The following is a 20,369-nucleotide window of genomic DNA, read 5'->3' on the forward strand; positions in this document are numbered from 1 at the left end:
AGACGTATTGAGCAGTGGCAAATTCGCTCGCTGAGAACTATAACCGAGCGGAACAATGTCGATTTGAACCAGAGGTGAACTTATGTCATTGCGAGATGCCGATCCGTCTGTTTGGGATATGATTCAGCGTGAGGAAACCCGACAAGTTGAGGGATTGGAACTCATCGCGTCGGAAAACTACACCAGTGCCGCGATTCAGGAAGCGGCCGGCACGGTGCTGACGAACAAATACGCGGAAGGTTATCCCGGTCGACGATATTACGGCGGATGCGAATTCGTCGATGAAGTCGAAACGTTGGCTCGCGACCGTGTGCGGGAACTGTTCGGAGCCGAACACGCCAACGTCCAACCTCACGCCGGTTCCCAAGCGAACATGGCAGCTTACATGTCCGTGTTGAAGCCGGGCGATACCATTCTCGCAATGGATTTGGCCCAAGGCGGACACCTGACTCACGGCATGCACCTGAACTTTTCGGGTCAGTTGTACAACGTGGTCCACTACGGCGTGCGTGAGGACGATCACCGGATTGACTTCGATCAAGTGGCCAGTCTTGCGAAAGAGCACAAGCCAAACATGATCGTCGCGGGCGCGAGTGCGTATCCGCGAGAAATCGATCACAGCAAGTTCGCCGACATCGCCCGTGAAACGGGGGCAAAGTTGATGGTGGACATGGCTCACTACTCCGGTTTGGTGGCGGGGAAAGTCCACAACAACCCGGTGCCGGTCGCCGACTTCGTCACCACGACCACGCACAAAACGCTTCGTGGTCCGCGTTCCGGCATGGTCCTTTGCAAGGAAGAATACGCCAAAGACGTTGACCGCACGGTCTTCCCCGGTCTGCAAGGTGGACCGTTGATGCACATCATCGCCGCGAAAGCCGTCTGCTTCGGTGAGGCGTTGCAACCATCGTTCCAAGAATACGCGAAGCAAGTCGTGTCCAACGCGAAAACGCTGGCGGAGACACTGGCGGCCGGTGGACTTCGCTTGATGAGCGGTGGAACCGACAACCACCTGATTCTGACCGACGTGACATCAATCGATCTCACCGGAAAAATCGCCGAGAAAGCACTCGATCAAGCGGGCATCACGGTCAACAAGAACATGATCCCTTACGATCAACGCAAACCGCTCGACCCCAGTGGGATCCGCATCGGAACGGCGGCGCTCACCACCCGTGGCATGAAGGAAGATGAAATGCAGCAGGTGGGGCAGTGGATTCTCCGCGTGATGAAATCCGCTGACAACGACGCTGAGATTGAGAAAGTTCGAGGCGAAATCCAAGAGTTCGCCCGCAACTTCCCTGTGCCGGGAATCAAGTAGGAGTTGGAGTTGTCGGTGGTCCTTCGATCACCAATGATTAGTGGGGCAGACATCCTTGTCTGCCCCACCTGACAACTCATGTTGAAGCACTTCGAATCACTCGGTCGCGTCCGTCGCCTTCTTTTTGTTGCGACGCTGTTTGGCCGGCTTCTTCGCTTTCGACGCGTCTCCCGCCTGACGGGTATAAGCGATTTCCATCGACTTCATTTCCGGCATGCCGGGCACGGTCATGAACATCGTGAAGGTGAATGCGTCGTCCGATTGGTAATCGGTCACCATCCGGAATTCGATCTGCCCCAGCGGACTGTGGGAAGTTCCACTTTCGACCATTTGGTGCGTCTCTTCGTTGTATTTGCCGGTCGTGGACATGATGCCGGTGCCCATGGTGTCCATCCAACTGCCGACATACTTCTTGGTCGCTTTGTCGTATCCGCTGATCCCAATGCCGGTATATGGCTTGCCTTCGTATTCGCCTTGGAACCGCTGTTGCAGAAACCGCCCGCCTAAAATCATGCGGAACTTGGCCGATCCTTCGGTCACGGTGGGTTTCTCGGGGTTGGGGTAGTAGCTGGTGGTTTTTGTTTTCCAATCACCAACCATCCGCCGAAACTGTTTGTGCTCTGTGCCGGGAGTTGCGTACTCCTCGAACAGCTTTTCCATCTCCGCAGGGTCGAATCCCTCGGCCGCCTCCGATTTATCTTGGGACCATGCTGTTCCCGAACTACTCAAGATCACCGCCAACGCAACGAGCCAACACGATTGACGCATCTGAACTCTCCTGCCACAGGGAAATAGAATCTCACTGAAAATTCTTCTACCATGGCGTCTGCCGACGAACAAGTGTTCGCCACGTGAGAAATCGGTGAAGCAGATGATCAGAACCGGCGTCAACTGGAGAATCGCTGGAGTTGCTCGACCGGAATCACGACGTTCAGACTTCCGGACCGAAACCCTTCCAGATCGACCGTCACGAAGCGAAAACCGAGACGTTTGAATTCCGCGGTGACGCGTTCTCGGTGTGAAGGCTCCAACAGTGTTGGCAAATCGGCAAGTGGCACTTCGATTCGGGCAAGCTCGCCGGCCTCATGACGGACCCGAAATTCTCGGAATCCGAATGTCTGACGCAGAAATTGTTCGGCGGCATCGACTCGACGAACCCGTTCCGGCGTGACCTCCACACCATACGCGATCCGACTGGAAAGGCAGGGCATGGCAGGTTTGTCCCAGACCGGTAAATCCCACGAGCGGGCGAGTTCTCGGACGTCGGTCTTGTTGAGACCGGCCTCGATAAGCGGACTCCGCACATGATGCTCACTCGCCGCTCGCATTCCGGGCCGGTGATCACCTCTGTCGTCCAGATTCGCCCCGTTGACAATGACGACATCGTTCCCGACCGACTCGGATAGCAACCGCTCCAACTGATCATACAGTTCGGTTTTACAAAAATAGCAACGATCGGGGGCGTTCTTGGCGTAGTCGGAGTTTGCAAATTCTTGCGTGTGAATCACCCGATGTCGAATGCCGATCTTCGCCGCAAGTTCTTTCGCTTCATCGAGTTCGCCACTCGCCAAGCTTGAACTGACCGCCGTGACCGCTTCCGCGTTCTCGCCGCACGCCAACCAAGCCGCTTTCGCGACAACCGTACTATCGACACCTGCCGAAAACGCAACGACCACATGCTCGTAGCCTTGCAAGATTTCGATCAGCCGGTCGCGTTTGGTGTCTAAGACGGTCGGGGAGGGCATACGATTCCATGACTTGAGAAGATTGGGCCGCTATCTTCATCGTAAGATGAGAATTCCCCCTAATCAACTGCCTGAATCGGTCCCATGTTTCCGGAAAGCGACGAACAAATTGCCGATTAAGTGGGTAAAGTAGCGGAAGATGGCCTACGCCGTCAGATTTCATTAAAATGAAGTCACAACTCAGAAAATGTTTTAGTTGATCCCAAAGCGGGGAAATCAGTTCGATGGGAATACGTCTAGTTGCGATAGCGGCCGTTCTGTTCGGCTTGGTTTTGACGAGTGGCGATGTCGAGGCGGCGTTGAATTCAGCTCAACGGCGTGAGTTGCAAACGCTGCAACGGGAGTTGTCCAAAGTTGCGTCGATGGTGCTGCGTAAAGACGTTGAGGGAGCGGAGAAACTGCTTCAAGAGACGCAAAAGCAGATCGACGAGATTGTCAAAGAAGCCAAGGCCGAAGACGATCGCTTCGTGAAAACCTTGCGGCAAACCATCGACCGCCATCAGAACAAGATTCGTTCGCTTAAAGGCGAAGATCCTGCCAAACCCGAAAATGGCGAAGCGGGCGGCATGAGTTTCAAGGACGATGTGCGGCCGATCTTGGCAAAATACTGCGGTGGCTGTCATATCGACAACGCCCGTGGGGGGTTACGGTTGGGATCGGCTGCCGCAGCGGTGCAGGGGGGGCAGAAAGGTCCTGCCGTTGTACCGGGCAACCCGAACGGCAGTTTGATGCTGCGACGAATTGCGGCCGGTCAAATGCCGCCTGGTAATCGACCAAAGCCGAATCCGCAGGAAATCACGGTTCTGGCGAAATGGATCGCCGACGGTGCGAAAGAGGGCGGGCCATCGAAAAAATTACCGAAAGTGGACGTTCCCAAACCCACCGGCAACGAAACCGTCTCCTTCAAGGAAGACATTGCACCGTTCATGGTCAATCTGTGTGTGGGGTGTCACAGCGGCAACGATCCACGCGGCGGACTGAATCTCACCACCGTTCGCAACATGATGCTCGGCGGCGACACGGGAATGGTCATCTTGCCTGGAGATTTGGAGAACAGTCGGATGTATCGGCTGGTTGCCGGTAAAGAAGCGCCACGAATGCCGCAGGGACAAGCTCGAATCACTCGAAAAAACCTTAATGACTTCACAAAGTGGTTTGAGGAAGGCAATAAGATCGATGTTGATGACCCCGATAAGTTGCTTCGCGAAGTCGTACCGACTCCCGCCGAGTTGTTGGCTCGTGAGTTGGCAGCGTTGACACCCGAAGAGTTCTCGCAAAGGCGACTCCAGCGCAGTCACGACGCGTGGAACCGGGCATTGCCGAAGCAGAATTATCGCATCTACGAAACACGGGATTTCGCCGTTCTTGGCAACGTGCCCGGTGAGCGTTTGCGTCAAATCGGGGACTGGGCGGAAGAGCAAGCTGTCACGCTGCGAGACATGTTCGGTCACAAAGCTGACGAAGAACTTTGGAAAGGGCGGTTAGCGATCGTCGTCTTGAAAGATCGCTACGAATTCGGTGAGTACAATCTCATCATCGAACGCCGTGAAAGTCCCGCTGAAATGACAGGATATTCGCGGGTCACTTCCAATGGTCAAGACGCCTACGCGGTGTTGCTCGACGTGGGTGACGAATCCAGTGCTGCCAGTCCGGGGATGCGAGTGAATGTGATTTCACAGATCATCGGAGCATATTTGGCACGTGGGGAAGGGCAGTTGCCGGAATGGTTGAAACGCGGCACGGGGTTGGTGATCGCCTCGCAGAGTGTGGAAGAAGACCCGTACCTGCAAGGTTTAAAGAAGGCCGCTCAGACGCCGTTGCAACGATTGACGAAACCGGCGGACGTGTTCGCCGACGGCCAGTTCTCGCCCACGGAGGTCGGACCGGTCGGCTATGCCTTGGTCGACTTTCTGATCAAAGGCGGAACGAAGCGGAAGTTCGGCGAGTTCATTCGGGCATTGCAATCGGGGGCGAGCGTTAATAACGCCATCCAAAGTGTCTACCGAGCTACCCCGCAACAACTTGCGATCAACTTCTTCGCAACATTTCGCTAGCAGACTTTGTTGCTCGTCGGCTGGGTTCGCATCGCATGAGCCCAGCTTCGAGCACGCTCCAATGTGAATGAGTGTAGGGACTTGTCTCAGCGTACAATTTGGTGAGATCTCGCGGTCAATCAACGGGATGAATGTGAATGGCGGATGTGGTGGTGATTGGTGGCGGCGTGATCGGCTTGTCGCTGGCTTGGGAGTTGGCCGGGCAGGGGGCGAAAGTCACGCTGCTCGATCGGCAACCGCTCGGGCAGGAAGCCTCGTGGGCTGGTGCGGGAATGTTGTCGCCGGGGAAAGTTGGCCCTGTGATGAATCCCGAGCAACGATTGCGAGCCCACAGTCACGAACTATGGAAACCACTCAGTGAAGCTCTCGCTGATCTCACCGGTATCGACAACGGTCTTCGAAATTGTGGGGCGATCGAGGTTGGTTTTGCTGGCGAACAGGATCGGATTTCGCGTGAGATCGACACGTGGAAATCGGAAGGCGTGAGCGTTGAACCGCTCGATGCCGCAGACTTCCCCAAATACGAATCCGCTCTGAGTCGCGAAACGGAATCAGGATACCTTTTGCCGGAGATGGCTCAAGTTCGCAATCCCCGACACCTCAAAGCGTTGGCAGTAGGATGCGGCCTGCGTGGCGGCGTGACGGTGCATTCCGATCTTGAAGTCATTGGTTTCGAGACCGAAGGCGACCGTGTCACATCTGTACGCACTCCTTACGGAAATATCCAAGGGGATCAATATTGCCTCACGGCGGGAGCGTGGTCGGCGAAATTGGCATCCCAACTGGGACTGGGAATTTCGGTGTCTCCGGTGCGTGGGCAGATTGTCTTGCTTTCCACGGTTCCACGTGTGCTGAGCCGAATCGTACAACGCGGCCGACGGTATCTCGTGCCACGCCCCGATGGCCGATTGCTGGTGGGAGCCACCGAGGAATACGACACCGGATTCAAAAAAGAAAACACCGCGGGTGGTGTGGCGGAGATGCTTCGATTCGCCGCAGAGATCGTCCCAGCCTTGGAACTTGCCAAGATCGAACGGATGTGGTCCGGACTGCGGCCCGGTTCGCCGGATGGACTCCCCTACCTCGGGAAAGTCCCTAGCTTCGAGAATTTCTTCGTTGCCGCCGGGCATTTCCGTTCCGGATTGCAAATGTCACCGGCGACGGCTCGCGTGATGAGGCAACTCATTCTCGGCCAAGAACTCGACTTCTCCCTGTCCGGATTGGAATGTGACCGCGACACACGCGGCCGAAACGACTGAACCGATCGGGCAACACGTTCCGAGCATCACCCCTTCAACTTCTTCATTCCCGAAAATATGCGTGCGGTTGTTCAACGAGTTACGGAAGCCAGCGTCACTGTCGAAGACGAGACGGTCGGCCAAATCGGGCATGGGTTCCTGGTGCTCCTGGGTGTTGGTCAAGACGACACCGAAGCGGACGCGGATTATCTCGCTCAAAAAATCGTCGGTTTGAGGGTCTTCGAAGACGATGCCGGGAAGATGAACCGCGGGTTGCTGGATGTTGGCGGGGAACTGTTGGTGGTCAGTCAGTTCACGCTTTGGGGTGATTGTCGCAAAGGACGCCGCCCCAGCTTTGTCGCTGCGGCACCGCCAGAAAAGGCCGACCCGCTGTATCAACACTTCGTATCGGCTGCCCGGTCCGCCGGGGTGACGGTTGCCACCGGTCGATTCCGGGCGGAGATGCAAGTTTCTCTGATCAATGATGGCCCGGTGACGTTACTTCTCGACAGCCGTAAGGAATTCTGAGCGGACAATCTGCTCTTCTCAACGGACGTGCGAAGTGGTTATACTCCGCGCGTGACCCGCCTCTGACGCGATCGGATGCGGGAATTTCACGTCTCAAGGAAGTCCCAGCGGCAGGAAGCCCTATGTGGTACGACTTACTGATTGCCTGCATTCTCATCTATGCGACTTTGCGTGGTGCGCAAAAGGGAATTACCTGGCAGCTGGCCGTCATCGGTTCCGTGCTGATGTGCTTTGCATTCGCCGGTTCGCTTTCGGAAAAGATGGCTCCGTTCTTCACTGTTGAGCCGCCATTGAATAAATGGCTTGCGATGCTAGTGCTCTACGTGATTTTCTCGATCATCTCGTTTGCGATTGCTCGACAATTGCGATCACTGATCGAGAAAATGAAATTCCAAGAACTCGACAGTCACTTGGGTGCTGTCCTGGGACTCGCGAAAGGGGGACTGATCGCGTTTATTCTGACGTTCTTTGCCATCACATTGACGCAGAAGTTTCCTCGGCTACGCGACGAAGTTTTTTACTCCTACACGGGGCATTACGCGGCTGTTGTGGCCGACCGTTTACACACGGTGATGCCAGAAGAACTTTATGGAATTGTGCATCCGCATTTGGACCAACTTGATCGCACTGGAATCGATCTCCACGCACATTCGGACGATGACGTAACCGACTCCGACGACAACCATCCGCATCCTGATCATCCAGACCACGATCGACGCGACCAACCACCGGCTCCCATTCGGATCATTCCACCGAACGATCCGTTGGCAGAGAACAACGGCTGGGAGAGCGATGGCAACAAACCGTTTCCTTTGAATCCGCCCGCGAGAGACAAGAACAGCGATAGCGATCTCGTTGCCCGTCGGGAGTGGGAAAAACTATTGCGGGAAATCGGTTCGGTTTACTCGGACGACCCCAGTGCTCAAAATGCAATTACTGACGAAGTCAGCGATGCGTTGGGCGGTTTGCCAGATCGTGTGAAGCTCGCGGTCATCAAAGATTGGTACACCGACTTGCTCGTCTTTGATCGCTCGTCCGATCCCGACAAACAAACCGATCTCAGCAGTCCGCTCGACGAACGGATTGTGCGGCAACTCGAACGCATTGGAGTGCCGCTCTCGACATTGTCGGCTGACTTGCAGACCCGGTTACGAGGCCAACTTCGACGATGAGAAGTGGAGTTTCCGATTCCTATTGTTCGATGCACAGCCATCGCCGACGCCCGTGAGTTCCAGGCCATTTTTACGCTGAAGGTAACATAAGGGACATTATCGGACGTTGGGTCCTACCGTATTTTTGCGGGTCGGTCCTTATCGATCGAGATGCTTCGAATATGAAAAAACCGTTTGGGCGGCTGACCGCTCAAGCGGTTTTGTTGTGCTCGGCTTTGCGAATCGGCTACAGTGCCTTCGCGCGAATCACTCCAGTTCAAACAACCGAAAGTCTCTTGAGATGGCCGACTCACACTCACGTTCCCCCCGCCGACTTTTGACCGGGATTGTGTCAATCGCTTTGTTGGCATGTCTGCTCTGGTTTTCTTCCCGACCGAGTCAGCCGACGACAATCGCAGCGACATTGGAAGCCAGCGGAGCCACCAAGTGGTATCGAGGAAACATCCACACACACTCGCTGTGGAGTGACGGCGACGACTATCCGGAAATGATCGCGAAGTGGTACAAGGACCAAGGTTACCAATTCCTCTGCTTCACCGATCACAACGTGCTGGCGACCACCGAACGTTGGATCGATGTCGAAAAGAACAAAGGCGGACTCAAAGCCTTCAACAAACTCAAACAAGCATTTCCCAAAGACTGGGTCGATGAGCGAATGCGAAACGAGCGTCGGCAAGTTCGACTAAAACGGTTCGACGAAGTCTCGAACAAGTTCAACGAAATCGGAAAGTATCTTCTGATCCAAGGAGAGGAGATCACCGACCGATTTGGAAATCTGCCGATTCACATGAACGTCAGCAACATCAAGGAACTCATTCCACCGATGCGTGGCGAGAGCGTTGCCGACACCATGCAGAACAACGTGAACGCTGTCGAAGCTCAACGACAACGCACGGGCCAGTCGATGATGATTCACCTCAATCATCCGAACTTCGGTTACGCCGTCACCGCGGAGGATTTGATGGGGATTGTGGGCGAGAAATTCTTCGAGGTCTACAACGGCCACCCCGGTGTTCGTAACTCCGGTGACGACAAACACGCGGGCACGGAACGCATGTGGGACATCATCTTGACCAAACGACTTGGCGAATTCGATCTGCCGGTTATGTACGGTTTGGCTGTCGACGACGGACACAGTTACCACAACATTCCGAGCCGTTCGAGCAATCCCGGTCGTGGTTGGGTCATGGTGCTCGCGAAGGAACTGGAATCGGAAACCATTGTCGAAGCCATGGAAGCCGGTCAGTTTTATTCATCCTCGGGCGTGGAGCTACGAAAGGTCATTTCGAGTGACCAGGGGTTGCGGGTCGAAGTCGAACCGGAAGAGGGCGTGACCTACCAGATTGATTTCATCGGCACTCGCACCGGTTACGATCCGGAAGGCAAACCCGTCCTCGATGCGAAAGGTCAGCCCATGCGTGTGACCATGCAGTACAGCGACGACATTGGCAAAGTGCTGAAGACAGTCACGGGGACGACGGCGGACTATCAGTTTGAAGGCGACGAACTCTATGTCCGTGCTCGCGTGACTTCGTCGAAAGCCCACCCGAATCCGTCGGAAGTTGGCGAGAAAGAACGAGCCTGGGTGCAACCGCTCGTTGGGCCGGCAACCAAAACCAAATAGGTTCAACCGACAAAACAACCAACGAAAAATCCGGAGGCAGGGTGTTGATTCACCCCACCTCCGGCTTCTTGATTTTGGACGTCACGTCCCCTGGTCTCTTACTCCTTGACGGACTACGGCAGTTGCGTTGAGCCCATGAGATAACGATCGCATTCGCGAGCGGCTCCGCGACCTTCATTGATGGCCCATACGATCAAGCTTTGACCACGACGGCAATCGCCCGCTGCGAACACACCTTCGATGTTGGTTGTGTATTTCTCGAATTCGGCTTTGTAGTTCGTTCGCACATCGAGTTCGAGATCGAGCTGATCGGAAATCACCGCTTCCGGTCCTAAGAACCCGAGAGCCAAGAGAACCAAGTCGGCGTCCCAGATTTTCTCGGTGCCCGGAATGACCGTGAATGGCGGGCCACCTTCGGTGACTTGGTTCCAATCGACATCGACCGTCTTCAACGCTTTGACGCGTCCGTTGCCGTCGTCGATGAATTCCACTGTGGAAATGCAGAACTCTCGTGGGTCGTCCGGAACTTTCTTGAGTTCGTTATGGCTGTAATCGAACTTTGCAGCGGCCTCGGCGTGACCGTAATCAACGCGGAAAATCCGTGGCCATTGAGGCCAGGGGTTGTTGTCCAACCGATCCTGCGGCGGTCGCGGGACGATCTCGAAATTCACCAGCGATTTGCAACCATGCCGCACCGATGTCCCGAGACAATCGTTCCCGGTATCCCCCCCACCGATCACGATGACGTTCTTATCTTTCGCGGAAATGTAATTCCCGTCGGCCAACTCGGAGTCGAGCAGACTTTTCGTGTTGGCGTGCAGGAATTCCATCGCAAAGTGAACGCCATCAAGCTCACGGCCGGGCACGTTCAAATCGCGAGGACGAGTCGAACCGGTACATAGCACGACGGCATCAAAGTCGTCCACGAGCTGTTTCGCGGTGATGTCTTTGCCGATCTCCGTATTGGTGACGAACTCGATCCCCTCGGCAGCGAGCAGATCAACACGGCGTTTGACGATATGCTTTTCGAGCTTCATGTTCGGGATGCCATACTCCAGCAACCCGCCGATGCGGTCAGCCCGTTCATAAACGGTGACCTTGTGCCCGGCTTGATTGAGTTGAGCCGCACACGCCAACCCCGCTGGTCCTGACCCAACAACCGCAACCGTTTTGCCGGTGCGTTCCTTCGGAGGGTTTGGCTGAACCCAACCTTCCTCGAATCCGCGATCAATAATCGACGCTTCGATGTTCTTGATCGTCACTGGTGGTTCGATAATCCCTAGCACGCATGAACCTTCACACGGAGCGGGGCAAACTCGCCCAGTGAATTCCGGGAAGTTGTTTGTCTTGTGCAGCCGATCAAGCGCTTCCCGCCATTGATCGCGGTAGACCAAATCATTCCATTCCGGAATGAGGTTATTGATCGGACAACCACTGGCCATGTTGGCCATCAGATCGCCGGTGTGACAGAACGGCACTCCACAATCCATGCAACGCGCCCCCTGCTCTTGCAAGGCGTCGACATCCATGTGTTCGTGGAATTCGTTCCAATCAAGGATCCGCAAAGCGGGGTCGCGGTCGGTCGGGACTTTTCGTGTGAACTCTTTAAATCCGGTCGGTTTACCCATGATGTATCAGTCTGCAAAAAATGATCGCTTGGACGAATGATAAGAAACTGGATGGGCCACAGCTCACGGAACCGTGGCCCCCATTGTTCGTGAACACTCTATGAAGTCGCCATTTCGGTCTGTTGACCGCCGGCTTGGGCAGCCATCTCCTGCAACGCCCGTTTGTAGTCCGTTGGCATGACTTTCACGAATTGCGACACCGACGTTTGCCAATTCTCAAGAATCTTCTGGGCAACCGTACTACCGGTGTACTTCTCGTGGTTTTCGATCAATTCCTTGAGTTCCACGATGTCGGAATCTTCCAGCCGTTCCAGTTCCACCATTTCCAGATTGCAGTTAATGCGGAACTGATCTTCAGGATCGTAAATGTAGGCGATTCCGCCGGACATCCCAGCCGCGAAGTTTCGCCCGGTTGGTCCCAGGATGACGGCACGACCGCCAGTCATGTATTCACAACCGTGATCCCCAACGCCTTCGACAACAGCCTTCGCCCCGGAGTTTCGCACGCAGAAGCGTTCGGCGGCCATCCCGCGGAAATACGCCTCACCCATGACAGCCCCGTACAAAGCCACGTTACCGATGAGAATGTTCTCTTCCGGCACGAAACCACTGTTCTTCGGAGGGGCAATGATGATCCGTCCGCCGGAAAGACCTTTACCGACGTAGTCGTTGGCATCGCCTTCGAGTTCGAGCGTCACTCCCGGTGCCAACCACGCACCAAAGCTTTGCCCTGCCGAGCCAGTCACGTCGATGTGAATGGTGTCATCGGGTAGCCCGCGAGATTCCCACTTCTTCGCAACTTGGTGCGACAACATTGTGCCGAATGCGCGGTCGATGTTTTCGATCGGAATCGAAAACCGAACCGGCGTGCCCTCATGGATCGCGGTCCAGGCTTTCTCGATCAGCTTGTTGTCGAGAACCTCATCGAGCCCATGATTCTGTGCCATCGTGCAGTAGGTTTGCACATTGTCATGGGGTTTCAGAGCCGGGGTGAGAATCGGCGTCAGGTCCAATCCCCTGGCCTTCCAATGCTCGATGGCGTCATCCGCTTCAAGCATATCGACTCGTCCGACCATTTCGTTGATCGTTCGGAAACCCAGCTCCGCCATGATCTGCCGACATTCCTCAGCGACCATAAAGAGGTAATTGACGACGTGCTCGGGCTTGCCGGAGAACTTCTTACGGAGTTCCGGGTCCTGCGTGGCGATGCCGACCGGACAAGTATTGAGGTGACACTTCCGCATCATGATGCAACCCATCGTGATCAGCGGAGCGGTCGCGAAACCGTATTCCTCGGCACCGAGCAGTGTCGCGATCGCGATATCCCGGCCGGTTTTCAGTTGGCCGTCGGTTTGCAGACGGACCCGGCTTCGGAGATCGTTCATGACCAGCGTTTGGTGCGTCTCGCTGATGCCAAGCTCCCAAGGCAACCCGGCGTGCTTGATACTCGTCAACGGAGACGCCCCCGTGCCACCTTCGCATCCGGAAATCAGAATGTTGTCGGCGTGCCCTTTCGCCACACCGGCGGCAATCGTACCCACCCCGACCTCAGACACCAATTTCACACTGATGCGAGCCGACGGATTCGAATTCTTCAAATCGAAGATCAGTTGCGAAAGGTCTTCGATGGAGTAGATGTCGTGGTGTGGTGGCGGACTGATCAACCCCACGCCCGGCGTCGAATGCCGAGTGGCGGCGATGATGCGGTTCACCTTGAAACCGGGAAGCTCACCGCCCTCCCCTGGCTTCGCTCCCTGAGCGATCTTGATTTGTAGTTCGTCGGCATTCGTGAGGTAATACGCGGTCACGCCAAACCGACCAGAGGCAATCTGCTTGATCGCCGATCGTTTGCTATCGCCGTTAGGCATGGGAGTGAAACGGTTGTAGTCTTCTCCGCCCTCACCCGTATTGCTTTTGCCACCAAGACGATTCATGGCGATTGCCAGCGTCTCGTGCGATTCGGCGGAAATCGAACCGTAGCTCATCGCACCGGTGCAGAATCGCTTCACGATTTCGGCAGCCGGTTCGACTTCCTCGATCGGAATGGAATTGCCCGGCTTGAACTTCAGCAAGCCCCGCAACGTGCAATTGCGGTTTGCTTCCTCGTTGACCGCTTCGCTGAACCGTTGGTAGGCGGTTGCATCGTTGGTGCGAGCGGCGGTTTGAATCGCAGCAATCGTATGCGGATTCCAGGAGTGCTTCTCGCCAGTTTTGCGATAGGCGTACAAACCGGGGTTCGGCAGCAGTGGCAGTTTGGCTTGGTCACGTTCCGGAAAACCGATCGCATGTCGTCGCAGCGATTCCTCGGCGATCACTTCCAATCCAACGCCTTTGATCCGGCTTGCAGTTCCCACGAAAGCGGTTTTGATCACGTCTTCGTTAAGCCCGACCGCTTCGAAAATTTGGGCACCTTTGTAGCTGGCCAATGTCGAGATGCCCATTTTGCCCATGACTTTGAGCATGCCCTTCGCCACACCTTTACGGTAAGCGGCGATGATTTTCTCATCGGTCCAAGTCTCGTCGAGAATGCCATCGCGACGGGATTGAATCAATGCTTCCCACGCCATGTACGGGTTGATGGCGTCGGCACCGTAGCCAACCAAACAACAGTGATGGTGAACTTCCCGAGCCTCGCCGGACTCCAAAACGATCCCCACCTTGGTGCGTTCCTCGTGCGCGACGAGGTGATGGTGCACCGTACCCGACGCCAACAACGACGGGACCGCAACCTGCTCATGACTCACGGCCCGGTCAGACAGAATCACCAAGCTGTATCCATCTTGAATCGCTTGCCGAGCTTCATCGCGGATTCGGTCAAGAGCCCGCAACATTCCGTCGGCTCCTTCGGAACGCGGCCAGGTGATGTCGATGGTTTTCGACTTCCAACCCCGATGATCAAGCTGCTTGAGCGCGGCCAATTCTTCGTTGGTGAGAATCGGATGCGGAATTCGCAGACGGTGACAGTGTTCCGGCGTGACATCGAGCAAGTTGCCTTCCGGACCGATGTAGCACTCCAACGACATAATGACTTCTTCGCGGATCGCGTCGATCGGCGGGTTCGTCACCTGAGCGAACAGCTGCTTGAAATAGTCGTAGAGCATTCGTGGTTGATCGGAGAGACACGCCAACGCCGCGTCGTCACCCATCGATCCCAGCGGGTCTTTCTTGACATTGACCAGCGGAATCAACATGAACTTGAGCGTTTCGATCGTGTAACCGAACGCTTGCAAGTGATCGAGCAGGAAATCGGGGTCCGGTTGTTCCGGAACATTATCGTGCGGCAGTTCGCTCAGCTCGATCCGTTGTTCCCGCAACCATTCGCCGTAAGGTCGTTCGGAAGCAACAGCGTGTTTGATTTCTTCATCCGGGATCAGACGGCCCTGCTCGAAATCGACCAGGAACATCCGGCCGGGTTGTAGACGACCTTTGATTTTGACGTTCTCGGGTTCGATATCCAAAACGCCGACTTCACTCGCCATCACAACGCGATCGTCGTGCGTGACGTAATACCGACTCGGACGCAAACCATTGCGGTCCAAAACGGCTCCGATGTAGTGCCCGTCCGTAAACGAGACCGATGCCGGTCCGTCCCACGGTTCTTGGACGGCCGAGTTGTACTCGTAAAACGCCCGTTTTTCTTCCGGCATCGTGGCGTGATTCTGCCACGCTTCGGGAATCATCATCAGCACAGCTTCGTGCAGTTCCCGACCGGAGTGGTACAGCATTTCCAAAGCGTTGTCGAAACGGTTCGAGTCGGACCCACGCGCTTCGATCACTGGGAAAAGCTTGCGGATATCGTCTTTCCACAGGTCACTTTTCATCAAGCCTTGGCGTGCGAACGTCCAGTTTGCGTTCCCACGAACGGTGTTGATTTCACCGTTGTGTGCCATCATCCGACATGGCTGAGCCCGGTCCCAACTCGGGAAGGTATTCGTGCTGAATCGGGAGTGCACCATCGCCAGATGGCTGGTGTAATCGGGATCACGCAAGTCGGCGAAGTACGGCATCAACTGCGAGGGCATCAACATGCCCTTGTAGATGAGAATGTTCGGCGACAGCGAGCACACGTAGAACATCAACCGCTGCGAGAGTTCACTCTCTTCCCGAACGCGACGGCTGATCCACTTGCGAATCAGGAAGCATTGTCGTTCGAAGGCTTTGGTTTCGATCCCGTCTTCGGCACCGATGAACAGCATTTCCATTTGCGGTTCGCCAGCCCGAGCGGTCGGGCCGATGTTCGCGTTGTCAGCATCTTGGGGAACGTCCCGCCAACCGAGAAGTTGCTGCCCCTGCTCTGCCACGATCTCCGCGATGAGGCGTTTGCATTCTTCCCGTTCGGCTTCGTCGGTTGGCAGAAAAACCAAACCGGCTGCGTATCGCCCGCGTTCGGGAAGTTCGATTCCCGCTTCCGGTGCGACTTTCTCCAGAAACTCATAAGGCAACGCGGTCAACATGCCGGCTCCGTCGCCGGTGTTCTCTTCACAACCGCAAGCTCCACGGTGGGTCATGTGAATCAGAATGCGATCCGCATCGTCGAGAATTTGTCGCGAACGCTTGCCTTTGATATTCGCCACGAATCCCACGCCGCAGGAGTCGTGTTCGTTTTCGGGGTCGTAGAGCCCGTGAGCATCGGGCAATCCGTTTTTAGCGATCGCATTCCGGGCAGGCGCACCGGAAAGTGGATTGGAAGCGTCAAAGCGATCGGAAGGAAACGGAAGAATTGTCATGAGGTTACTCGCTAGATCACGCAAAATACTGAGCTGGACTTTGATAGCAGCCGAAATATGTGGTTTCAGACTGGCTTCGAATTATCTCGACGTTGTGGTCTCACAAAAACTTTCAATCGGAACGGTTGCGGTTGCCATCGCTTCAATAGGCCCTATCTGGTGGATATTGCTGGGGTCTCGAATCAAACGACTTTAAACGACTGCCGGGATGTCACTTCTGAGCAGATCGATGAATCGTTGGGCAGCCGATGAGAATGCTTTGTGCCGCTTGTGCACAATCCCGAGTGGGCGAGTCCATTCTCCATCGTCGTGTTCCACCTGGGAAATGTCCAGGCGAACAACCGCGAGCGTTTGGGCATCGCGTTCTCTGAGGACTGTCGGCTCGGGCAATAGGGAAATTCCCGCTCCGATCTCGACGGCCCTCTTAATCGTTTCAACATTATCAAACTCGTGCACGACATCCACCGCAACCCGAGTTCGTCTCAACCAACGGTCAATGCGGCGACGGAGCGTCAATTCCGTCGTAAAACCAACAAACTTCTCACCGTCGATCTGCCCCGGTTGTATGGACTCTTGTTTCGCAAGTGGGTGCGTCTTGGGAACGACCAACACCAATTCCTGGTTCTGCCAGGGAATCGAACCAATTTCGCCCCCATCTCGCGGAAAGGACACAAGCCCTAAATCCGCTGCATCATTTAAGATGCGTTCATAAACCTCGTCGGGATGCAGATACTCCAACTGCAACTCCGCTTCCGGATAGCGACGCTGGAACTGCTTGACATAAGCATCCATTTGCAGCAGTCCCACCGAGTAAATCGACGCCACACACACGCGACCGGCGACAAGATTCTCTGCTTCCCGGGCTTGGTCTTCGATCCGTCGGAAACCATCAAGCAGGTCCCGACAACCTTCGTAATAAATCTGACCAGCAGCGGTGAGTTCAAACGGGCGTTTCGATCGATCGATCAGTTGCACGCCCAACCGTTTTTCCAGATGATGAACCGACTGACTGGCCGCCGACTGTGAAACGTGATGAACCTCCGCAGCTTTCGAAAAGCTCCGACGACTCACGACCTCACAGAAAATCTCGACGTTCCGCAAATGCATGGATGGTCAGCAGGTGTTCGGGCCAAGGTTTCGACGGAAACATTTTCCTGACCGCTCGTGGAAGACGATTGCGGTCGGGACAACAGGTTGCGATTTGTTGGGTCCATCCAAGACATTAGCAAAAGTAATTATCAATCCAAAAGCGAATCAAAATTCAGGATAAAGGTACCGTCTTCGCCACCGATTCGTCAAGCGTCTTCTTTCGGCTGATGCATTGGTCAACCGCGAAAACGTGGCCGCCTTCCAATCGAGGATTTTTCATATGATTTCGCGTCTTTGTGACCAAACTCGCTTTCACGGACTCCGCCTGGCATTTTGCCTGATCTGGCTCGTCGCCCATGCCTCTCGTGTTAGGGCTGACGCCCCCACATTTGAGTTGCGGTTTGATCAATCCCTTCGCAGCCGCCCCTACACCGGGCAAGTCACCATTTTCTTTGGGAAGTCCAACCAAGAACCCCGATTCGGCCCGAACTGGTTTCATCCGGAACCCTTTGTGACAAAACACGTTACAGACTGGAAACCTGACGAACCACTAACAATTTCACTCTCCGCCCCAGACCTCGCCACATTTCCCCGCTCGTTGGATTCCATTCAATGGACCGACTTCAAAGCACAGGCGGTGGCCCGCTGGAACCCCTGGGAACGCGAAGTTGGAACCGGCACGGGCAACGCCTACAGCGATGTCGTCGAACTCACAAAGGACAACCTGGACAAAGTCGTCTTGCGACTCACCAAAACCGTTCCTGAGCGACCTTGGCCCGATTCCAAATGGACCAAATTGCTGCGAGTTCACTCGGAGTTGTTAAGTGATTTTCACAGAAAAGATGTCTTCCTCCGGGCGGCCGTCATCTTGCCGGACAGTTACTACAACCAACCGCAGCGACGATATCCCACGATATTCAATATCCCGGGCTTTGGCGGAACACACCGACATGGGTACCGAAACCGCCCCGTTAAAGAGGACAACCCCGAGGGCGTAGAGTTCATTCGTGTCATGCTGGACCCGAGTTGCCCCCTGGGACACCATGTGTTCGCCGACTCCGCCAACAACGGCCCATTTGGGACTGCACTCGTCCAAGAGTTTCTTCCGGCGTTCGATCGAGAATTTCGAACGATCGCCAAGCCAACCGCTCGCTTTCTTACAGGCCATTCTTCCGGCGGGTGGAGCAGTCTCTGGGTGCAGATCACACACCCGGACACCTTCGGCGGCGTATGGAGCACCGCTCCGGACCCTGTCGACTTCCGCAACTTCCAAAGAATCAATCTCTATCAACAAGGCGAGAACATGTACCGCGATGCCGACGGCAAACGGCGTCCCTTGGCACGACGAAACGGTGAGGTCTTGGTGTGGTACCGGGATTTCGCGGACATGGAAGACACACTCGGTCCGGGCGGACAACTCCATAGCTTTGAGGCGGTATTTAGCCCAAGAACCGCCGCCGAAACCCCTGCCCTGCTCTGGGATCGCGAGACCGGTGAAATCAATAGCGATGTCGCCAACGCCTGGAAGAAGTACGACATCCGTCTGTATCTCGAGCGTAATTGGGACAAGCTCAATGAAAAACTGGCCGGGAAAATCCACGTCTTCATGGGAGAAGAAGACACCTTCTATCTTGAAGGGGCGACCAAGCGGCTCAAGGAATCTCTGAAGAATTTGGGCAGCGATGCCGTCGTCGAGTTGCATCCCGGCAAAGATCACGGCACGCTGATGAGTCAGGAGCTACGCCAACGCATCCGCAAGGAAATGGCCGAGCAATTCCTTCAGCACCATTCCGTGAAATCAGGATCGCCGCAACCATGACAACCAGACTCGCTCCAAGCCTTCTACTGATGGCACTAATCGTCGGCACGACATGCCCGTCTTCATTCGCCGCCGATGCACCAACTGGCGACTCCTCCATTCTGCCGAAGAACGCGGAGCTGGAAGAACTCTGGAACGAGGGAGAATTCACCGAAGGCGTCGCTGTGGCTCCCGATGGAACGATCTATTTCAGCGACATCGCCTTCGCGGAAGACGGCGTCGGTCGCATCCTCAAGTTTGACCCCAAAACCGAGGCAACCAGCGTCTTCTGCAAAGATAGCGGCAAGAGCAACGGACTGATGTTCGACAAGAACGGCCGACTGCTCGGCTGCTGCGGAGCGATGGGCGGTTTGCGGGCGCTCGTCGAAGTTCGCAAAGACGGCTCAGTCCACTCGCTCGTGAAAGAGTTTGAAGGCAAACGCCTCAACTCTCCGAACGATCTTGTTGTCCACCCAAATGGGAGCGTCTATTTCACCGACCCCCGCTACGCCGGAGATGAGTCGGTTGAAATGGACGTCATGAGCGTGTACCGACTCGACACCGACGGCAGCGTCCATCGTGTGACCAAGAGCAAAGGGAAGAACGGGATCGAAAAACCGAACGGCGTGCATGTTTCCCCAGACGGCAAAACGCTCTATGTGGCCGAGACCAACAACGGCAGCCTCGATGTGCGGAAGACCGGTGGTCGCGACAACCCAGGACGCATGACGCTCAACGCGTTTCGGATCAAGCAGAATGGTTCCTTAGGGAAAAAAACCGTGCTCGTTGACTTCGGCAAGCAAACCGGAACCGATGGCATGACCATCGACACCGACGGTCGCATCTACGCCGCCGTCCGACAGCCGGAACGTTTCGGAATCATTGTTTACACACCGAAAGGCAAAGAACTGGCCTACATCCCAACACCGGACCTGCCAACGAACTGCAGCTTCGGCATCGGCGACCAAGCCAACACACTGTTCGTCACGGCTGGCAAGGGACTGTACCGCATCAAACTCAAGACGACCGGTTTTCACACCACCCAAAAACAGTAATCTCGCGAATCTTGCTTCTCACTTTTAAGAAAACGGTTGGAATCTCCAACACGGCTTTGACCGCGCCTCATCGCCTCTTTACACTGCGAACTCGAATATGCCTAATGACCGCAAACCCGCCACTTCACCGCTCGCCGCGGGAATGGCATGGGTCGCCCGCATCACCACCGTTGTTGCGGAGATGGTCATCCCCGGTCTATTCGGACGTTGGCTCGACTCCACTTGGGGTACCCAATACTGCGTCGTCATTGGTTTCATTTTTGGACTCGTGATTGGAATTTGGCACCTTCTGCGAATGACAAGTTCATTCAATCCGCCAGCATCACAACCACCTGACTCCGGAAAACAAGACGAATCATAAAGTTTTAACTAAGTCGCTTGACTCTGGCT

General features: G+C 55.3%; 14 protein-coding genes. 9 read left to right on the forward strand and 5 right to left on the reverse strand.

The features are described from left to right. Window positions 1-82: 82 nt before the first annotated feature. The gene (locus G6R38_RS16240) at window positions 83-1,321 is read left to right on the forward strand and encodes a serine hydroxymethyltransferase (RefSeq protein ID WP_166828005.1); all 1,239 of its coding nucleotides are present in this window, start codon (window positions 83-85) and stop codon (window positions 1,319-1,321) included. A 96-nt stretch (window positions 1,322-1,417) separates the two neighbouring features. Here the strand turns inward: G6R38_RS16240 and G6R38_RS16245 are convergent, their stop codons facing one another. Then, a complete protein-coding gene (locus tag G6R38_RS16245; RefSeq protein WP_166828008.1) occupies window positions 1,418-2,089 on the reverse strand; it encodes a DUF1579 domain-containing protein in 672 nt (223 codons plus the stop codon). Window positions 2,090-2,208: 119 nt separating this feature from the next. Then, entirely contained in the window at window positions 2,209-3,066 is an 858-nt protein-coding gene (gene larE, locus G6R38_RS16250; RefSeq protein WP_166828011.1) for an ATP-dependent sacrificial sulfur transferase LarE, read from the reverse strand. 224 nt (window positions 3,067-3,290) lie between these two features. Between larE and G6R38_RS16255 the strand changes: the two genes are divergently transcribed. From G6R38_RS16255 to G6R38_RS16275, 5 genes are all read left to right on the forward strand, one after another. Then, window positions 3,291-5,120: a c-type cytochrome domain-containing protein gene (locus G6R38_RS16255; RefSeq protein WP_166828016.1), complete on the forward strand. Its 1,830-nt coding sequence runs from the start codon at window positions 3,291-3,293 to the stop codon at window positions 5,118-5,120. A 137-nt stretch (window positions 5,121-5,257) separates the two neighbouring features. Further along, on the forward strand, window positions 5,258-6,379 hold the full coding sequence (gene thiO, locus G6R38_RS16260; RefSeq protein ID WP_166828019.1) for a glycine oxidase ThiO: 1,122 nt from the start codon (window positions 5,258-5,260) through the stop codon (window positions 6,377-6,379). A gap of 57 nt (window positions 6,380-6,436) precedes the next feature. Further along, entirely contained in the window at window positions 6,437-6,886 is a 450-nt protein-coding gene (dtd, locus tag G6R38_RS16265; RefSeq protein WP_166828022.1) for a D-aminoacyl-tRNA deacylase, read from the forward strand. Between the two features lie 122 nt (window positions 6,887-7,008). Then, on the forward strand, window positions 7,009-8,058 hold the full coding sequence (locus tag G6R38_RS16270) for a CvpA family protein (protein WP_166828025.1): 1,050 nt from the start codon (window positions 7,009-7,011) through the stop codon (window positions 8,056-8,058). Window positions 8,059-8,338: 280 nt separating this feature from the next. Further along, entirely contained in the window at window positions 8,339-9,682 is a 1,344-nt protein-coding gene (locus G6R38_RS16275; RefSeq protein ID WP_166828028.1) for a CehA/McbA family metallohydrolase domain-containing protein, read from the forward strand. A 113-nt stretch (window positions 9,683-9,795) separates the two neighbouring features. On the opposite strand, the gene G6R38_RS16280 is transcribed toward G6R38_RS16275, so the two are convergent. The 3 genes from G6R38_RS16280 to G6R38_RS16290 form a co-directional block, all read right to left on the reverse strand. Continuing rightward, the gene (locus tag G6R38_RS16280; protein WP_166828031.1) at window positions 9,796-11,310 is read right to left on the reverse strand and encodes a glutamate synthase subunit beta; all 1,515 of its coding nucleotides are present in this window, start codon (window positions 11,308-11,310) and stop codon (window positions 9,796-9,798) included. Between the two features lie 98 nt (window positions 11,311-11,408). Continuing rightward, window positions 11,409-16,037, reverse strand: a complete 4,629-nt coding sequence (gene gltB, locus G6R38_RS16285) for a glutamate synthase large subunit (RefSeq protein WP_166828034.1) — start codon at window positions 16,035-16,037, stop codon at window positions 11,409-11,411. A 192-nt stretch (window positions 16,038-16,229) separates the two neighbouring features. Beyond that, a complete protein-coding gene (locus G6R38_RS16290) occupies window positions 16,230-17,144 on the reverse strand; it encodes a LysR family transcriptional regulator (protein ID WP_166828037.1) in 915 nt (304 codons plus the stop codon). 262 nt (window positions 17,145-17,406) lie between these two features. Between G6R38_RS16290 and G6R38_RS16295 the strand changes: the two genes are divergently transcribed. From G6R38_RS16295 to G6R38_RS16305, 3 genes are all read left to right on the forward strand, one after another. Beyond that, on the forward strand, window positions 17,407-18,945 hold the full coding sequence (locus G6R38_RS16295) for an alpha/beta hydrolase-fold protein (protein ID WP_166828040.1): 1,539 nt from the start codon (window positions 17,407-17,409) through the stop codon (window positions 18,943-18,945). Continuing rightward, window positions 18,942-19,979 (forward strand): SMP-30/gluconolactonase/LRE family protein, encoded by a 1,038-nt coding sequence (locus G6R38_RS16300; protein ID WP_166828043.1) that lies wholly within the window; start codon window positions 18,942-18,944, stop codon window positions 19,977-19,979. Before G6R38_RS16295 ends, G6R38_RS16300 begins: the two co-directional genes overlap by 4 nt. 97 nt (window positions 19,980-20,076) lie before the next feature. Next, window positions 20,077-20,340 (forward strand): AtpZ/AtpI family protein, encoded by a 264-nt coding sequence (locus G6R38_RS16305; protein WP_166828046.1) that lies wholly within the window; start codon window positions 20,077-20,079, stop codon window positions 20,338-20,340. Window positions 20,341-20,369: the final 29 nt, after the last annotated feature.

Source organism: Thalassoroseus pseudoceratinae, from assembly GCF_011634775.1.
GTDB classification, from domain to species: domain Bacteria; phylum Planctomycetota; class Planctomycetia; order Planctomycetales; family Planctomycetaceae; genus Thalassoroseus; species Thalassoroseus pseudoceratinae.

Excerpts from the sequence above, each read along its gene's own strand:
- G6R38_RS16240 (WP_166828005.1), top strand. The coding sequence starts at position 83 with ATGTCATTGCGAGATGCCGATCCGTCTGTTTGGGATATGATTCAGCGT.
- G6R38_RS16245 (WP_166828008.1), bottom strand. The coding sequence starts at position 2,089 with ATGCGTCAATCGTGTTGGCTCGTTGCGTTGGCGGTGATCTTGAGTAGT.
- larE (WP_166828011.1), bottom strand. The coding sequence starts at position 3,066 with ATGCCCTCCCCGACCGTCTTAGACACCAAACGCGACCGGCTGATCGAA.
- G6R38_RS16255 (WP_166828016.1), top strand. The coding sequence starts at position 3,291 with ATGGGAATACGTCTAGTTGCGATAGCGGCCGTTCTGTTCGGCTTGGTT.
- thiO (WP_166828019.1), top strand. The coding sequence starts at position 5,258 with ATGGCGGATGTGGTGGTGATTGGTGGCGGCGTGATCGGCTTGTCGCTG.
- dtd (WP_166828022.1), top strand. The coding sequence starts at position 6,437 with ATGCGTGCGGTTGTTCAACGAGTTACGGAAGCCAGCGTCACTGTCGAA.
- G6R38_RS16270 (WP_166828025.1), top strand. The coding sequence starts at position 7,009 with ATGTGGTACGACTTACTGATTGCCTGCATTCTCATCTATGCGACTTTG.
- G6R38_RS16275 (WP_166828028.1), top strand. The coding sequence starts at position 8,339 with ATGGCCGACTCACACTCACGTTCCCCCCGCCGACTTTTGACCGGGATT.
- G6R38_RS16280 (WP_166828031.1), bottom strand. The coding sequence starts at position 11,310 with ATGGGTAAACCGACCGGATTTAAAGAGTTCACACGAAAAGTCCCGACC.
- gltB (WP_166828034.1), bottom strand. The coding sequence starts at position 16,037 with ATGACAATTCTTCCGTTTCCTTCCGATCGCTTTGACGCTTCCAATCCA.
- G6R38_RS16290 (WP_166828037.1), bottom strand. The coding sequence starts at position 17,144 with ATGCATTTGCGGAACGTCGAGATTTTCTGTGAGGTCGTGAGTCGTCGG.
- G6R38_RS16295 (WP_166828040.1), top strand. The coding sequence starts at position 17,407 with ATGATTTCGCGTCTTTGTGACCAAACTCGCTTTCACGGACTCCGCCTG.
- G6R38_RS16300 (WP_166828043.1), top strand. The coding sequence starts at position 18,942 with ATGACAACCAGACTCGCTCCAAGCCTTCTACTGATGGCACTAATCGTC.
- G6R38_RS16305 (WP_166828046.1), top strand. The coding sequence starts at position 20,077 with ATGCCTAATGACCGCAAACCCGCCACTTCACCGCTCGCCGCGGGAATG.